Source organism: Microbaculum mangrovi (assembly GCF_051390635.1).
Taxonomy (GTDB): Bacteria; Pseudomonadota; Alphaproteobacteria; order Rhizobiales; family Tepidamorphaceae; genus Microbaculum.
Genome location: NZ_JBPODT010000003.1, coordinates 792,438 through 807,429 on the forward strand (window position 1 = coordinate 792,438; position 14,992 = coordinate 807,429).

15 protein-coding genes are annotated in these 14,992 nt (G+C 64.6%); 14 read left to right on the plus strand and 1 reads right to left on the minus strand.

The genetic code is table 11. The features are described from left to right. Positions 1 to 63: 63 nt before the first annotated feature. Together ACSF9G_RS16505 and ACSF9G_RS16510 are read left to right on the plus strand one after the other, a co-directional pair. Entirely contained in the window at positions 64 to 1,242 is a 1,179-nt protein-coding gene (locus ACSF9G_RS16505; protein WP_436643195.1) for an acyl-CoA dehydrogenase family protein, read from the plus strand. Beyond that, on the plus strand, positions 1,243 to 2,082 hold the full coding sequence (locus ACSF9G_RS16510) for an HTD2 family dehydratase (protein ID WP_436643196.1): 840 nt from the start codon (positions 1,243 to 1,245) through the stop codon (positions 2,080 to 2,082). It abuts the gene before it with no gap. 41 nt (positions 2,083 to 2,123) lie between these two features. On the opposite strand, the gene ACSF9G_RS16515 is transcribed toward ACSF9G_RS16510, so the two are convergent. Continuing rightward, positions 2,124 to 3,038 (minus strand): LysR substrate-binding domain-containing protein, encoded by a 915-nt coding sequence (locus ACSF9G_RS16515; protein ID WP_436643197.1) that lies wholly within the window; start codon positions 3,036 to 3,038, stop codon positions 2,124 to 2,126. 113 nt (positions 3,039 to 3,151) lie between these two features. Between ACSF9G_RS16515 and ACSF9G_RS16520 the strand changes: the two genes are divergently transcribed. The 12 genes from ACSF9G_RS16520 (at position 3,152) to ACSF9G_RS16575 (ending at position 14,904) form a co-directional block, all read left to right on the plus strand. Next, on the plus strand, positions 3,152 to 3,994 hold the full coding sequence (locus tag ACSF9G_RS16520) for a hypothetical protein (RefSeq protein ID WP_436643198.1): 843 nt from the start codon (positions 3,152 to 3,154) through the stop codon (positions 3,992 to 3,994). 42 nt (positions 3,995 to 4,036) lie between these two features. Further along, entirely contained in the window at positions 4,037 to 4,516 is a 480-nt protein-coding gene (gene aprB, locus ACSF9G_RS16525) for an adenylyl-sulfate reductase subunit beta (protein WP_436643199.1), read from the plus strand. Next, positions 4,516 to 6,384, plus strand: a complete 1,869-nt coding sequence (aprA, locus tag ACSF9G_RS16530) for an adenylyl-sulfate reductase subunit alpha (protein ID WP_436643200.1) — start codon at positions 4,516 to 4,518, stop codon at positions 6,382 to 6,384. The genes aprB and aprA overlap by 1 nt, the downstream gene beginning before the upstream one ends. 65 nt (positions 6,385 to 6,449) lie before the next feature. Then, positions 6,450 to 6,860, plus strand: coding sequence for a hypothetical protein (locus tag ACSF9G_RS16535; protein WP_436643201.1), 411 nt, complete (start codon positions 6,450 to 6,452; stop codon positions 6,858 to 6,860). 20 nt (positions 6,861 to 6,880) lie between these two features. Further along, entirely contained in the window at positions 6,881 to 7,390 is a 510-nt protein-coding gene (locus ACSF9G_RS16540) for an FKBP-type peptidyl-prolyl cis-trans isomerase (protein WP_436643202.1), read from the plus strand. A 158-nt stretch (positions 7,391 to 7,548) separates the two neighbouring features. Further along, positions 7,549 to 7,707, plus strand: coding sequence for a hypothetical protein (locus ACSF9G_RS16545; protein WP_261617424.1), 159 nt, complete (start codon positions 7,549 to 7,551; stop codon positions 7,705 to 7,707). Between the two features lie 243 nt (positions 7,708 to 7,950). Next, a complete protein-coding gene (gene sat / locus ACSF9G_RS16550) occupies positions 7,951 to 9,123 on the plus strand; it encodes a sulfate adenylyltransferase (protein WP_436643203.1) in 1,173 nt (390 codons plus the stop codon). Between the two features lie 20 nt (positions 9,124 to 9,143). Next, entirely contained in the window at positions 9,144 to 9,905 is a 762-nt protein-coding gene (locus tag ACSF9G_RS16555; RefSeq protein ID WP_436643204.1) for a metallophosphoesterase, read from the plus strand. Positions 9,906 to 10,086: 181 nt separating this feature from the next. Continuing rightward, a complete protein-coding gene (locus ACSF9G_RS16560) occupies positions 10,087 to 10,281 on the plus strand; it encodes a hypothetical protein (RefSeq protein WP_436643205.1) in 195 nt (64 codons plus the stop codon). After that, a complete protein-coding gene (locus ACSF9G_RS16565) occupies positions 10,281 to 13,211 on the plus strand; it encodes a molybdopterin oxidoreductase family protein (RefSeq protein WP_436643206.1) in 2,931 nt (976 codons plus the stop codon). The genes ACSF9G_RS16560 and ACSF9G_RS16565 overlap by 1 nt, the downstream gene beginning before the upstream one ends. Continuing rightward, positions 13,208 to 13,942 carry a 4Fe-4S dicluster domain-containing protein gene (locus ACSF9G_RS16570; RefSeq protein ID WP_436643207.1) on the plus strand — a complete coding sequence of 245 codons (735 nt, stop codon included), beginning with the start codon at positions 13,208 to 13,210 and terminating at the stop codon, positions 13,940 to 13,942. The genes ACSF9G_RS16565 and ACSF9G_RS16570 overlap by 4 nt, the downstream gene beginning before the upstream one ends. 2 nt (positions 13,943 to 13,944) lie before the next feature. Next, positions 13,945 to 14,904 (plus strand): dimethyl sulfoxide reductase anchor subunit family protein, encoded by a 960-nt coding sequence (locus ACSF9G_RS16575; protein WP_436643208.1) that lies wholly within the window; start codon positions 13,945 to 13,947, stop codon positions 14,902 to 14,904. Positions 14,905 to 14,992 lie beyond the last annotated feature (88 nt).

The window sequence follows — 14,992 nt, forward strand, 5'->3', positions numbered from 1 at the left end:
GGCCTTTGCCGTACAGCTCTCGGGCTGCCATTCTGGTGCGGCTCCAACATTCGGCGAGACAACATGCAACCGACGGATCTTCCGCAAGCCGATACCGACGACATCAAGGCGATCCGGGAGGCGGTGCGGGGGCTCTGCGCCCGTTTCCCCGGCGAGTACTGGCGCAAACTCGACCGCGACAGGGCCTATCCGACCCAGTTCGTCGAAGCGATGACGGAGGGCGGGTTCCTGTCCGTGCTGGTGCCGACCGAGTACGGTGGCAGCGGGTTGAATCTGACCGCCGCGGTGGCGATTCTGGAGGAGGTCCATGCCAGCGGCGGCAACGGGGCCGCCTGCCATGCCCAGATGTACACGATGGGCACGCTGCTCAGGCATGGCGCCGAGGAGCAGAAACGCCGCTATCTGCCCGCGATCGCTTCAGGCGAGCTGCGGCTGCAGGCCTTCGGCGTCACCGAGCCGACTGCGGGTACCGACACCCTGTCGATCCGCACGACGGCGAGCCGCGACGGCGATCACTACGTGGTCAACGGGCAGAAGGTCTGGACCAGCCGCGCCGAGCATTCCGACCTGATGATCCTGCTTGCCCGCACGACACCGAAGGACAAGGTCGAGAAGCGCACCGAGGGGCTGTCGGTCTTCCTGGTCGACATGCGTGAAGCGCCGGAACACGCGCTGCGAATCCGCCCGATCGAGACGATGATCAACCACGCCACCACGGAGGTCTTCTTCGAGGGCCTCCGGATTCCCGCGGAAAACCGCATCGGCGAGGAAGGGAAGGGGCTGCGCTACATTCTCGACGGCATGAATGCCGAGCGCATCCTGATCGCTGCCGAATGCCTCGGGGATGCCCGCTGGTTCCTCGACAAGGCGACCGCCTATGCCCGCGACCGGGTCGTCTTCGGACGGCCGATCGGCCAGAATCAGGGCGTCCAGTTCCCGATCGCGCGCAACTACGTCGAGTTCCAGGCGGCCCGGCTGATGGTCTATCACGCCGCCGCCCAGTTCGACGCCGGCGAGCCGGCCGGCGAATTCGCCAACATGGCCAAGCTCGCCGCCTCCGAGGCCTCCTGGCACGCCGCCGACACCTGCCTGCAGACCCACGGCGGTTTCGGCTTCGCCACCGATTTCGATGTCGAGCGCAAGTTCCGCGAGACCCGGCTCTATCAGGTCGCCCCGATCTCGACGAACCTCATCCTGTCCTATGTCGCCGAACACGTGCTTAAGCTGCCGAGGTCCTACTAGATGCCGCTCGATATCGATCATCTGCGCCAATGGGTCGGGAGCGGGGAGGAAGCGCGCGATCTGATCACGCCGCAGCTCGTCAAGGGATACCGGGCCATGCTCGATGAGGAGCCCGGCGAGCCCGCGCCGGGCGAGGCGGCGCCGCTGTCTATTCACTGGTGCCTCGCCCCGCCGGTCGCGCCGATGTCGGCGCTCGGCCGCGACGGCCATCCCGCCCGTGGCGATTTCCTGCCGCCGGTGCCGTTGCCGCGCCGTATGTGGGCGGGCGGCGAGATCGAGTGGATCGGCGATCTGCGGGTCGGCGACCGTGTGACGCGACGCTCCACCATCGAGGATGTGACGGCGAAGTGGGGGCGCACCGGTGAACTCTGTTTCGTCGTTGTGCGCCACCTCTACGAAACCGAGCGCGGCACGGCGATCAGCGAACGCCACGACGTCGTCTTCCGGGAGGACGGGGCAGGGGCGGCCGCGCCGCGATACGCCGAGGAAGCAGCCGAACTCGAACGTGTGGTCGATCCGACGCCGACGCTTCTGTTCCGCTATTCGGCGCTGACATACAACGGCCACCGTATTCACTACGACCGTCCCTACGCGACCGAGGTCGAAGGCTATCCCGGCCTTGTCGTGCATGGCCCGCTTCAGTCGACGCTCCTGCAGTATCTGGCGCGCGACATGAACGCCGGCGTGACCCCGCGCCGTATGCGCTATCGCGGCGTCGGAACGTTGTTCGATGGATCTCCGTTCCGGGTCTGCGGCCGGCGTCTGTCCGACGGGACCGCCGCTTTGTGGACCTGCGCCCGGGACGGCCGTCTCGCCATGACGGCAACGGCAACCTGGTAGGCCGTCAGGCCCCGCGACAACGAACCCTGAGACTGTGTCCGCTAAGGCTGTTCGGGGAGCGGCGAATCCTGGTCGATATCTTCGGTCAGGTGGGAGACCAGTGTCTGCTGCGCCAGCGTCGCGTGGCGGTCGCGGTGGCGCACCAGCGCGTATTCGCGCTGCGGCAGTTCGATGGGGATTTCGGTGAGCTTGCCGGCGGCGATGGCGGAGGCGACGACGTGGCGCGAAACGATGGTGGCGCCGGCGCCGGCCTCGATCGCCTCCCGGACCGCCTCGTTGCTGGGCAGGACGAGGAAGATGTTGAGGTCGTCCAATGTAAGGTCTTCCTTGGAGGCCAGGTCCTCGAGCGCGCGGCGGGTGCCCGAGCCGGCCTCGCGGATCACCCAATTGATGGCACGAAGATCGAGCCGGCCCGAATCAATGACCGGCAGGGGAGGCCTCCCCGAGGCGACCACCAGCACGATCTGGTCGTGGTCGATCTGCTGGCGGATCAAGGCCGGATGCTGGGTCGGGCCCTCGACGAGGCCGATACTCACCTCTCCTTCGACGACCGCGTGTTCCACCTCGTTCGTGTTGCGGATCATGACGTTGAGCCGGACACGCGGATTGGCGGCATGGAAGGATGCGAGCCGGCGGGGCAACCAGTAGGTGGCAATCGTCTGGCTGGCGGCGATGTCCACGGGGCCGGCGGGAGAGCCGGCGAGGTCCTGGAGCACCGACCGCGCCATGGAGGCGCGATCGAGCACCGCGCGTGCCTCGCGCAGGAAGATCTGGCCGGGCCTGGTCAGGCGGATGCCGCGGCCGATCCGATCAAACAACTTGATCTGATAATAGTTCTCCAGCGCGGCAACGGCGGCCGATGCTGCCGACTGGCTCATGCCCAGGGCCTCCGCGGCCCGGGTCATGTGGCCGCGTTCGGCGACTTCGATAAAGACACGGAGCTGGTCGAGCGTCATCAATCGAATATATCGATCAAAACAACCTGTACAATAGATAAATGCAAACATTTTATTGCTGTTCGAATGCCGGGCGGCTAGTGTGAATCGATACCTCACCGGGGGGAAACATAATGTTCACCAGTAATCCGTTCGCCGAGCTGTCGGCGTCCGTGTCGCCGAGCGTCATGCAGACCTACGTCGTCATCATGGCGCTGCTGGTCATCGGCGGCACGCTGTTCGACGTCGTGCACAAGAAGAGCGCCACGTATTTCTTTCGGAATTGGCGCGAAGGCAGGGACAAGGCGAAAAAGCAGGTCGGCGGCGGCCAGAAGATGTCGATCGCGGTGCAGACGGCCGTGGTCGACGTCGCGTTGTCGGGCGAGTTCTGCAATCCGCGCCGCCGGATCGCGCATCTGCTCGGCATGTACGGCTTCGTGATCTACGTCATCGCCACTGCGGTTATGGTGTTCGCCTACCCGACGCCCGCGACCCCCGCGCCGGCCGGCCTCGCGGCGCTCTGGTACATCGGCGCGCTGATGGTCTGCGTCGGCGGCTACTGGTTCTGGTTCTTCATCCGCGTCGATGTCGCCGCCGAGGGCAACTCGCCGTTCCGGTTCGTGCGCGCCGACCTGTTCATCGTGTCGCTGGTGCTGAGCACCACCTTCGGTCTCCTGTGGGCGTGGCTGCAGACGACGGGTTCCGTGGGCTGGGCCACCCTGTTCCTGGCGCTCTACCTGATCGCCACGACGGTGCTGTTCGTTTCGATCCCGTGGTCCAAGTTCTCGCACATGTTCTTCAAGCCCGCCGCGGCGTTCGAGAAGAGGGTGTCCAAGGCCGACGGCACCGCCTCGAACCTGCCGACGCTGACGCGCGACGATCCCGAGCAGCAGAAAAGACACTCGATGGAACTGTTGGTGGACGCCCCGATGAACATGGGGCTCGGCATCAAGCGCGAAGCGCCCCGTCACTATTAACGCAGCCCGCACGTTCGCTTCGAACAGACAAGGAGCCGGCTTATGCCTACATTCGTCTATATGACACGGTGCGACGGGTGCGGACACTGCGTCGACATCTGTCCCTCGGACATCATGCACATCGATAAGACCTATCGGCGCGCCTACAACATCGAGCCGAACATGTGCTGGGAGTGCTACTCCTGCGTCAAGGCGTGCCCGCAGCATGCGATCGACGTGCGCGGCTATGCCGACTTCGCCCCGCTCGGCCACAGCGTCCGCGTCGACCGCGACGAGGAGAAGGGCACGATCGCCTGGAAGATCAAGTTCCGGAACGGCACGGAAAAGAACTTCCTGTCACCCATCACCACCAAGCCCTGGGGGCAGGCGATCCCGCAGCTCGCGGAGGTTCCCGGGCCCAGTCAGGAAATGCGCGACAGCCAGCTGTTGTACAACGAGCCGAAGTACATCCGCATGGATGACGGCGGTTTGCATACGCTGGAGACCAATGGTCTCAAGATGAAGAAAGGCGTGTATTACTGATGGCTTACAAAACGATCGTCGAAGACGGCATTGATGTTCTGGTCGTCGGTGCCGGTCTTGGCGGCACCGGTGCCGCCTGGGAGGCGCGGTTCTGGGGGCAGGACAAGAAGATTGTCATTGCCGAGAAGGCCAATATCGATCGCTCCGGTGCGGTCGCCCAGGGCCTGTACGCCATCAACTGCTACATGGGCACCCGCTGGGGCGAGAATAACCCGGAGGACCATGTCCGTTACGCGCGCATCGACCTGATGGGCCTCGTGCGGGAAGACCTGCTGTTCGACATGGCCCGCCACGTCGACTCCACCGTGCACCAGTTCGAGGAGTGGGGCCTGCCCATCATGCGGAACCCGAAGACGGGGACCTATCTGCGTGAAGGGCGTTGGCAGATCATGATCCACGGCGAGTCCTACAAGCCCATCGTGGCCGAGGCCGCCAAGAAATCCGCCGACAAGGTGTTCAACCGCATCTGCGTCACCCATCTGCTGATGGACGACAGCAAGGAGAACCGGGTTGCCGGCGCCGTAGGCTTCAATGTCCGCACGGGCAACTACCACGTCTTCAAGTCCAAGACCGTGATCTGCGGCGCGGGCGGTGCCTCCAACATCTTCAAGCCGCGTTCGGTGGGCGAGGGATCGGGCCGCACCTGGTATGCGCCCTGGTCGTCCGCGTCTGCCTACGGCCTGATGATCGAGGCCGGCGCCAAGATGACGCAGATGGAAAACCGCATCGTGCTGGCGCGCTTCAAGGACGGGTATGGCCCGGTCGGCGCCTACTTCCTGCACCTGAAGACCTATACGCAGAACGGTCTGGGCGAAGAGTACGAGTCCAAGTGGTTCCCCGAACTCCAGAAGATGGTCGGCAAGGAATACCTGGATCCGGAAGCCTCGCACCTGACCCACAGGCCGATTCCGACCTGTCTGCGCAACCATGCCTTGATCAGTGAAGTGAATGCCGGCCGCGGTCCCATTCACATGGTGACTATGCACGCCTTCCAGGATCCGCATCTGGAAGAGGTCGGTTGGGAGAACTTCCTCGGCATGACCGTCGGCCAGGCGGTCCTGTGGGCCGCCACCGATGTGGACCCCAAGTACGAGAACCCGGAACTGACCACCTCCGAGCCCTACGTCATGGGCTCGCACGCGACCTGCTCGGGCGCCTGGTGCTCGGGTCCGGAGGACATTTCGCCGCCCGAGTATTTCTGGGGCTACAACCGCATGACGACGATCGAGGGCCTGTTCGGGGCCGGCGACGCGGTCGGCGGCACGCCGCACGCGTTCTCGTCCGGCTCGTTCACCGAAGGGCGTCTCGCCGCGAAGGCAGCCTGCAAGTACATCGACGACGGAAAGGCCGAGGGCATCGTCGTGTCCGACGAGCAGATCAGCCGTCGCAAGAAAGAGATCTACACGCCGCTTGAACACTACAAGATCTACCGCAACGAGATCGTCGCGGGCGATGTCAATCCGCACTACATCAATCCCAAGCAGGGTCTGGACCGCCTGCAGAAGCTTATGGACGAGTACTGCGGCGGCGTGACGGTCAGCTACATGACCAACGAGAAGCTCCTCCATATCGGTCTCAAGAAGCTCAAGATCCTGGAGGAAGACCTGGCGAGCATCGCCGCCAAGGATATTCACGAACTGCTGCGGGCGTGGGAACTGAAGCACCGCCATCGCGCTGCCGAGTGCGTCACCCAGCATACCCTGTTCCGCAAGGAAACGCGCTGGCCGGGCTACTACTACCGGGGCGATGCGATGAAGGTGGACGACGAGAACTGGCACGTGCTGACCGTTTCGCGTCGCGATCCGAATACCGGTGAATACACCATGGAGAAGGCGCCTTGTTATCACCTGGTCGGTGAGGGCGAGTAGCAGTATCCCCGGGCGGCGGCTCGTTTTGGACGTCCGCCCGGGCACGAACAAGACCAGCAGGCCGCATGGCGATCGTTGTGACACGCCCGGTCGAGCTGGTCTCTTACGGTGACAGAGAGCCGCGCGTGAACATTATCGAAAAGACCGACGAGGAAATACTGGCCATAGCCGATCCGCTGTGGCGCGACCTCGTCAAGCAGTCGAACGAAGGCAGGTACGGAGAGTTCGTCAGGAACTTTTCCACGTCTCTGGCGCTGGCGATGAATCAGGTCGCAGTGGGGCATCAGTTCGCAAACAGCGAGCTGGCGCGAAACCTCTCCGAAGACGTCGACAATCTTGGTGTTATCCGCCGGGGCGAGCATGTCACGGTTCTTTACCGGCAGCGCAGCACCAACAAGGCGGGCGAATGGCTCGGAAGACTTGTCCTCGGCTATGAAGATGGCGAGGTCAGGATCTTTGGCGCGTCCATTTTCTGAACGGTTGGATCGGATTCGACATGAGTGAAACCATCCAGGACGGCAAGTTCGTCGAGCTGACCTACAAGGTGACCGACAAGAAGTCGGGGCACGTCCTGACCAAGGTCGAATTCCCGTTGGGCTACGTTCACGGACACAACGAGATCCTGGCCCCTTACGTCCACAAGGAGCTGGAGGGCAAGACCGTCGGCAACGTGATCGAGGTGCCGATCGACGGCAACCAGATCTACGGCGCCAGGGACGAGTCGCTGGTTTTCACCGATCACATCGAGAACGTTCCCGAGGAGTACCGGCAGGTCGGCACCTCCATTCTCATGGAAAACGACAAGGGCCAGACGCGCAGCTTCCTCGTGACGCGGATGGACGACGAGACCCTCACTGTCGATGGCAACAATCCGCTTTGCGGCAGGGAGGTCGTGTTCACGCTCGAGATACTGACCGTGCGCGACGCTACCGATGATGAGACGAAGGCCGGCGGGACGATCGGCGCGCAAGCCGATGTCGACCCGTCATTGACGCGACCGGTCTGAGCAGCGATGTCGATCCCCGTTTCAGCGACCCGATGCAGGTGTCCTCACGCAGGTCGGATCGATGGATCACGTTCGAGAGATGCCATGAATGATATCGGACAAGTTCCTGCTTCGGTTTCATTCGGTGGCAATCCCGTTTTCTTGGCAAAAGGTGACTCATGAGCGAGAAAAAACCCGTCCAAAAAGTTCCTGAGGGCCAGTCGCGCTTCGTGAAGACGCGTCAGATGGAGCCCAACGAAAAGGGGTTCGTCGGCTACGAGACCGTCTGGGATTCGTTCCAGAAGGAAGTCGAATACAAGACCCCGAAGCGGCCGTAGGCGTCATTGCCTGGCGTGGACTCGCAGGATTGCGCGGCTGCGATCCGAACCCGTGAACGGGGTTCCCTCGGCCGCGATTGCCCGCGTCACGGTCTGCGCCGGGAGACCTGCCGCCCGGTACGCGACGCCCGCCGGATCCCGCATGCCCGGAGCGTCTCCCGCGTGACGGCCTGACCCCGCCGGCCGGATCAGCCCGCAATGATCGTCCCGTCGGACACCGCTCGATATCAGGAAGGACTTGCCATGCCTCAGCTCGTGCCGCCGCACAATTCCGAGCAGCTCAAGCCGCTCCTGCTGCCGCAGACCGAACGGGCCGAGGAGCGCGCACGCGCGGAGACGCTGAAGAAGGTTCCGTTGGATTCGCGGGCCGTCTCCGACGTCTTCATGCTGGCGATGGGGGCCTATACCCCGCTCGACGGCTTCATGGGGCATGACGACTGGCGCGGCGCCTGCCTAGACATGAAGACGGCCGACGGCGTCTTCTGGCCGATCCCGATCACGCTGCCCGTCGACAAGGATCTCGCCGACGGCATCCGCCTCGAGGAGGAGGTCGCACTCGTCGACGCGGAGACCGGCGAAGCGCTGGCGATCATGGAGGTCCGCGAGAAGTACGCCATCGACAAGCAGCTCGAGGCCGAGCACGTCTATCGCACCACCGATCCGAAGCATCCTGGCGTGGAAAAGGTGCTTGCCCAGGGCGACGTCAATCTGGCCGGACGCGTCATGGTCCTGAGCGAGGGGCAGTATCCCGAGAAATACCCGGACCTCTACATCCGGCCCGCCCAGTCGCGGGCGATGTTCCTGGAGAAGGGCTGGTCCAACGTCGCCGCCTTCCAAACCCGAAATCCCATGCATCGCAGCCACGAGCATCTGGTGAAGATCGCGATCGAGGTCATGGACGGTGTCTTCATTCACCAGGTGCTGGGCAAACTGAAGGCCGGCGACATTCCCGCTGATGTGCGGACCCGGGCCATCCAGGCGATGATCGACAATTACTTCCGCCCGGGGACGATCGTTCAGGCGGGCTACCCCATCGAGATGCGCTATGCCGGCCCGCGCGAGGCGCTGCTGCACGCGCTCATCCGCCAGAACTTCGGCTGCTCGCACCTTATCGTCGGCCGCGACCACGCCGGCGTCGGCAGCTACTACGGCCCGTTCGACGCCCATCATATCTTCGACGAGCTCTGGCCGGGTGCGCTGCAGACCAAGCCGCTGAAGATCGACATCACGTTCTATTGCCGCAAGTGCTACGGCATGGCCACGGCGAAGACCTGTCCGCACGATCCCGAGCACCACATTTCGATTTCCGGCACGCAGCAGCGCGAAATGCTTTCCTCCAATGCGGACATCCCGCCGGAGTTCAGCCGGCCGGAGGTGGTGGCGATCCTCAAGGAGTACTACGCCAGCCTGCGCTAGGCGGGTGAGCGGTCGGCGGCATGATCATCGCGCAGATCTCCGATACACACATCGCGCTGGACACGCCGGATGCCGACCAGCGGATACGCGATTTCGAAGCCACGATCGCGGATATCAACGCACTCGATCCGCTCCCGGACGTGATCGTTCACACCGGCGATATCGTACATAACGCCCGGCAGGACGAATACGCGGAGGCGGTCCGCATCCTCGCGCAGGCCCGCGCGCCGGTCTATGTCATTCCCGGCAACAAGGACGACCGGACCAACCTGCGCACCGCCTTCTCCCCGCGCGGTTATCTCGAGCCGGGTGCCGACTTCGTCCAGTACGCGATCGAGGACTATCCTGTCAGGCTGATCGCCGCCGATACCCTGAACGCCAGCAGCAACAAGGGCGACTTCTGCCCGCGGCGGGCCGATCACCTGATCGAGCTGATCGACGCGGAGGCCAGCAAGCCGATCGCCGTTCTCGCGCATCATCCGCCGTTCGAGGTCAAGGTCGGACCCGATCCGTTCAATTTCGAAAAGCCCGAGATGATGGATCGGCTGCGTCGGACAGTGCAGCACTCCGGCCGGGTCGCGGCAGTCTTCTGCGGACATGTTCACCGGGGCACCGCCGGTCATGTCGGGCGCATTCAGGTTGCCGTGATGCCCTGCATCGCGACGACCTTGCGCAAGGGCGACTATCCCGCGCGCATGAAGACGGTCCCCGTCTACTACGTCCACCGGTTCGATCCGGCCTGGGGCTTCTCCACTGAAGCGCGCATCGTCGCTGCGGAATGAGCGGCCATCCGGGGCCGCCACCCCGGACGATTGCCAACGACGATCGCCAAGACATCCCGACCCATCCGAAGGGTGAGAACCAATCAATCGATATTTTCGATTGAAAAGACAAAAACAATATATTGGACCGATTGTTTTAAACTTGGCACAGTGCCGGCTCGCCAACTCGACAAGAATCGAAATGAACGGCCAGACCAAGAAATCGTCCGAGCTCGGCCTCCTGGAACGTGTTAAGAACTGGTTCCGCAGGCCACTGAAGAAAGCGCCCGCCGTAACCGCCGAGCGCTATCACCCGGAGAAGCACTACATGCGCGGACCCGGACCGAAAACGCGCGCCAAAGAGCGCCTCGAAATGCGGACTGAGCCGCTGGCATAATGAGTTCCTCCTCCGCTGGAGCCAACAGCAGGGCCACGCAGGCTCCGCTGACCGTTACCGCTGCGCCTGAAGAAGGCGACGGCGTCGACACCTCGCCGAAGGTCGCCGATACGGTCGAGCACACCACCTGCTACATGTGCGCCTGCCGGTGCGGCATCCGCGTCCACCTGAAGGACGGCAAGGTCCGTTACATCGACGGCAACCGCGACCACCCGGTCAACCGCGGCGTGGTCTGCGGCAAGGGCTCGGCCGGCATCATGCAGCATTACTCGCCGGCCAGGCTGCGCGCCCCGCTGTTGCGCGTCGGCGAGCGCGGCAGCGGCGAGTTCAAGGAGATCAGCTGGGAGGAGGCGCTGGGGCTCGCCACCGAATGGCTCGGCGGCGTGCGCAAGTCCGATCCGCGCCGGTTGGCGTTCTTCACCGGCCGGGACCAGTCGCAGTCGCTCACCGGCTGGTGGGCGATCCAGTACGGCACCCCGAACTACGCCGCGCACGGCGGCTTCTGCTCGGTCAACATGGCCGCCGCCGGGCTCTACACGTTCGGTGGCTCGTTCTGGGAATTTGGCGAGCCCGACTGGGATCATACCCGCTATTTCCTGCTGTTCGGCGTCGCCGAGGACCACGCCTCCAATCCGATCAAGATCGGTATCAGCAAGCTGAAGGATCGCGGCGCCAAGGTGGTGTCGATCAACCCGGTGCGCACCGGCTACAACGCGGTCGCCGACGAGTGGGTCGGCATCAAGCCTGGCACGGACGGACTGTTCGTCGGCGCGCTCATCCACGAGCTGCTGCGCACCCGCAAGATCGACCTCGACTATCTGATGCGCTATTCGAACGCCCCCTGGCTGGTGATCCAGGATCCCGGCGCCGCCGACGACGGACTGATCGTGCGCGACGACAAGGACCGTCCGCTCGCCTACGACACCGCGACCAAGGCCTTCGTCGCCGCCCGCAAGCCCGACATCGCCCCGGCCCTGCACGGCGAGTTCACCCTTGCCGACGGGCGCAAGGCGGTTCCGGTCTTCGAGCTTCTCGCCAAGCGCTATCTGTCCACCGACTATGCGCCCGAGCGGGCCGAACGCGAGACCGGCGTGCCGGCCGATACCATCCGGCGGATCGCCGCCGAGCTCGCCGAGGCGGCCTTCGATCAGGAGGTGGTGCTCGATATTCCGTGGACCGACATCTATGGCCGCCGCCATGACAAGATGGTTGGCCGCCCGGTCTCCATGCACGCGATGCGCGGCATCTCGGCGCATTCGAATGGCTTCCACACATGCCGCCTGATCCACATCCTGCAGATCCTGCTCGGCACCATCGATAGCCCCGGCGGGTTCCGCTACAAGGCGCCGTATCCCAAGTGCATTCCGCCGCGCCTGAAGCCGCGCGGCAAGCCCGGCGAGGTTCTCCCCGACGAGCCGCTCGGCGGTCCGCATCTCGGTTTTCCGACCGGCCCCGAAGATCTGCTGATCGACCGCAACGGCCGCCCGCAGCGCATCGACAAGGCGTTCAGCTGGGACGCCCCGCTGTCGGCCCACGGTCTCATGCACATGGTGACCACCAACGCCGCGCTCGGGACGCCCTATCCGATCGAGGTCCTGTTCCTGTACATGGCCAACATGAGCTGGAATTCGGCGATGAACACCGCCGACACGCTCAAGCACCTGACCGACAAGGATCCCTGGACCGGCGCCTACAAGATCCCGCGCATCATCTACTCGGACGCCTATTATTCGGAGATGGTCGCCTACGCCGACCTGATCCTTCCCGACACCACCTATCTGGAACGGTGGGACTGTATCTCGCTGCTCGACCGGCCGATCTCCGAGCCCGAGGGGCCGGCCGACGCCATTCGCCATCCGGTGGTCAAGCCTGACCGCGACGTGCGACCGTTCCAGGAAGTGCTGATCGATCTCGGCGCGCGGCTGAAGCTGCCCGGCTTCGTCAACGAGGACGGCAGCCCGAAATATCCCGGCGGTTATCCCGACTACATCGTCAACCACGAGCGGCTGCCCGGGATCGGCCCGCTCGCCGGCTGGCGCGGCAAGGACGGCTCCGAGTTCGGCACCGGCGATCCGAACCCGGACCAGCTCGACCGATACGTCGAGAACGGTTCGTTCTGCGTCCATCATCTGAAGCCCGGCCAGCGCTACTTCAAGCACGCCAATGCCGAGTATCTGGACTGGGCGGTATCGATGGGCTTCGTGCGGTCGGACGCGCGGCTGACCTTCGAGCTCTATTCGGAAACGCTGCAGAAGTTCCGTCTGGCCGCACAGGGCCATGGCGCGGTGCAGCCGCCGGAGACGCATCGCGCCCGTGTCGAGACACATTTCGATCCGTTGCCGTTCTGGTCGACTCCGCTCGAGCAGGAAACGGTCGATGCGGCCGAATTTCCCCTCTATGCCATCACCCAGCGGCCGATGGCGATGTACCATTCCTGGGGATCGCAAAACGCCTGGCTGCGCCAGATCCACGGGTTCAATCGCCTGTTCGTGAACCGCGACAGGGCGCTCGCGATGGGGCTTGCCGACGATGACTGGGTCTGGGTGTCGAGCCCGACCGGCCGCGTCAAATGCCAGATCCAGCTGATGGACGGCTGCAACGCCGACACCGTGTGGACCTGGAACGCCATCGGCAAGCGCTCGGGTGCGTGGAACCTAGCCAACGACGCACCGGAGGCAACGCGCGGCTTCCTGCTCAACCACCTGATCGCCGAGCTCCTGCCCGAGCGCGGCGGCGGCTACCGCTTCTCCAATTCCGATCCCGTCACCGGACAGGCGGCCTGGTACGACCTGCGCGTCCGCATCGAAAAGGCCGCGCCGGACGAGGCCGGCGAGACGGCGCCGCGCTACGAGCCGATCAGCCATGCCGTGCTGCCGGCGGCGCCCGAGGTCTCGACCTACGGCGCCCAGTTCCGGGAGCGGTCGAAATGACGTCCCTGCCGACAAGCACCACGAAGAAGCTCGGCCTGGTGATCGATCTGGACACCTGCGTCGGCTGCCAGGCGTGCGTGACGAACTGCAAGGAATGGAACACCGGCGGCCACATGGCCCCGTTGACCGACATCGAGCCCTACGGCGCCGAACCGGACGGCGTCTGGTTCAACCGCGTTCACACCTTCGAGCACACCGCCGATGGCTGCGGCCGTACGGTGCATTTTCCGCGCTCGTGCCTGCACTGCGAGACGCCGGCCTGCGTTACCGTCTGCCCGACGGGCGCATCCTACAAGCGCACGTCCGACGGCATCGTGCTGGTCGACGAGGACAAGTGCATCGGCTGCAAGCTGTGCAGCTGGGCCTGCCCCTATGGCGCGCGCGAATTCGACACCCAGGTCGGGGTGATGAAGAAGTGCACGCTGTGTGTCGACCGGATCTACAACGACAACCTGCCCGAAATCGACCGCGTGCCGGCCTGCGTTGCTGCTTGTCCGGCCGGAGCGCGGCATTTCGGCGACCTCGGCGACCCGCAGTCGCCGGTCTCCAAGCTCGTCGAGGAACGCGAGGGCGTCGCGCTCATGCCCGAGCTCGGGTACGCGCCGACCAACCGCTACCTGCCGCCGCGCAAGAAGCAGGCGGCGGTTCCGGCGCCCGCACCGGCCAGGCACGAGCCGGACGCGTCGGAGAGCGGATTTTTCGCGTGGGTCGACAAGATGCTGTCGAGGTAGCCATGCATCCGGCATTCTCCGTTATCTTCTTCACCACATCTTCTGGTGCCGGCTACGGGCTTTTGGCGCTGATGGGGCTGGGCGCCGCCTTCGGTCTGATGCCGGACAGCCGGGCGCTGGCGATCGTCGGCCTCGGCCTGGCTCTGGTGATGATCACCGCCGGGCTCCTGTCGTCGACCTTCCATCTCGGCCATCCCGAGCGGGCCTGGCGCGCCTTCTCGCAGTGGCGCTCCTCCTGGCTGTCGCGGGAGGGTATCTGCAGCGTCGTCACCTATGTCCCGGCGGTGGTCTTCGCCGGCGGCTGGGTCGTCTTCGGCGTTGACGGGGCGGCCGTGCGCGCCGCCGGACTTCTAGCCGCGGCCGGCGCGCTGGCGACCGTCTGCACCACCGCGATGATCTATGCCTCGCTGACGCCCGTTCCCGACTGGTCGAACCGCTGGACGCTGCCGGTCTATCTGGCCTTTTCGCTGGCTACCGGAGCGATCCTGCTGAATGCGCTGTTGGTGGCTTTCGTCGGCTTCGTTTCTCTCGCCGCCTGGCTGGCCGTCGTGTTCATCGCGCTGGCCTGGGGGCTGAAGCTGTCGGCGTGGCGTCACAATGACGCACTGGCGCTTCCCGACGCCGCCGCCGCGACCGGCCTGGGCGCGGGCGAGGTGCGCTCCGTCGAGTGGCCTCACTCGCAGGCGAATTACGTCCTGAAGGAGATGGGCTACCGGGTCGCCCGCAAGCATGCGGCCAAGCTGCGTCGCTACGCCCAGGTGCTGGCCTTCGCGCTCCCGCTCGCCGCGGTGTTGCTGGGACTTCTGGCCGAAGGCGGCAGCGCTATCGTGCCCGTGGCGACCGCCATGCTCGCGATTGTCGCCATGGTTCCGGGGATTCTCACCGAGCGCTGGTTGTTCTTTGCCGAGGCGCGACATATCTCAACGCTTTACTACGGATATCAGCACGCCCGAACGACTTGAACGGAGGAACAGGCTTTCAGGCACCGTGAAGAGTGCCGAGGTCGAAACGTCGATGACAGTTTCTACCTTGATTACGATCCGATACGCT

Coding starts and splice junctions, on each gene's coding strand:
- ACSF9G_RS16510 (WP_436643196.1), top strand. CDS start 1,243: ATGCCGCTCGATATCGATCATCTGCGCCAATGGGTCGGGAGCGGGGAG.
- ACSF9G_RS16575 (WP_436643208.1), top strand. CDS start 13,945: ATGCATCCGGCATTCTCCGTTATCTTCTTCACCACATCTTCTGGTGCC.
- ACSF9G_RS16540 (WP_436643202.1), top strand. CDS start 6,881: ATGAGTGAAACCATCCAGGACGGCAAGTTCGTCGAGCTGACCTACAAG.
- sat (WP_436643203.1), top strand. CDS start 7,951: ATGCCTCAGCTCGTGCCGCCGCACAATTCCGAGCAGCTCAAGCCGCTC.
- ACSF9G_RS16505 (WP_436643195.1), top strand. CDS start 64: ATGCAACCGACGGATCTTCCGCAAGCCGATACCGACGACATCAAGGCG.
- ACSF9G_RS16560 (WP_436643205.1), top strand. CDS start 10,087: ATGAACGGCCAGACCAAGAAATCGTCCGAGCTCGGCCTCCTGGAACGT.
- ACSF9G_RS16535 (WP_436643201.1), top strand. CDS start 6,450: ATGGCGATCGTTGTGACACGCCCGGTCGAGCTGGTCTCTTACGGTGAC.
- ACSF9G_RS16515 (WP_436643197.1), bottom strand. CDS start 3,038: ATGACGCTCGACCAGCTCCGTGTCTTTATCGAAGTCGCCGAACGCGGC.
- ACSF9G_RS16570 (WP_436643207.1), top strand. CDS start 13,208: ATGACGTCCCTGCCGACAAGCACCACGAAGAAGCTCGGCCTGGTGATC.
- aprA (WP_436643200.1), top strand. CDS start 4,516: ATGGCTTACAAAACGATCGTCGAAGACGGCATTGATGTTCTGGTCGTC.
- ACSF9G_RS16545 (WP_261617424.1), top strand. CDS start 7,549: ATGAGCGAGAAAAAACCCGTCCAAAAAGTTCCTGAGGGCCAGTCGCGC.
- ACSF9G_RS16565 (WP_436643206.1), top strand. CDS start 10,281: ATGAGTTCCTCCTCCGCTGGAGCCAACAGCAGGGCCACGCAGGCTCCG.
- aprB (WP_436643199.1), top strand. CDS start 4,037: ATGCCTACATTCGTCTATATGACACGGTGCGACGGGTGCGGACACTGC.
- ACSF9G_RS16520 (WP_436643198.1), top strand. CDS start 3,152: ATGTTCACCAGTAATCCGTTCGCCGAGCTGTCGGCGTCCGTGTCGCCG.
- ACSF9G_RS16555 (WP_436643204.1), top strand. CDS start 9,144: ATGATCATCGCGCAGATCTCCGATACACACATCGCGCTGGACACGCCG.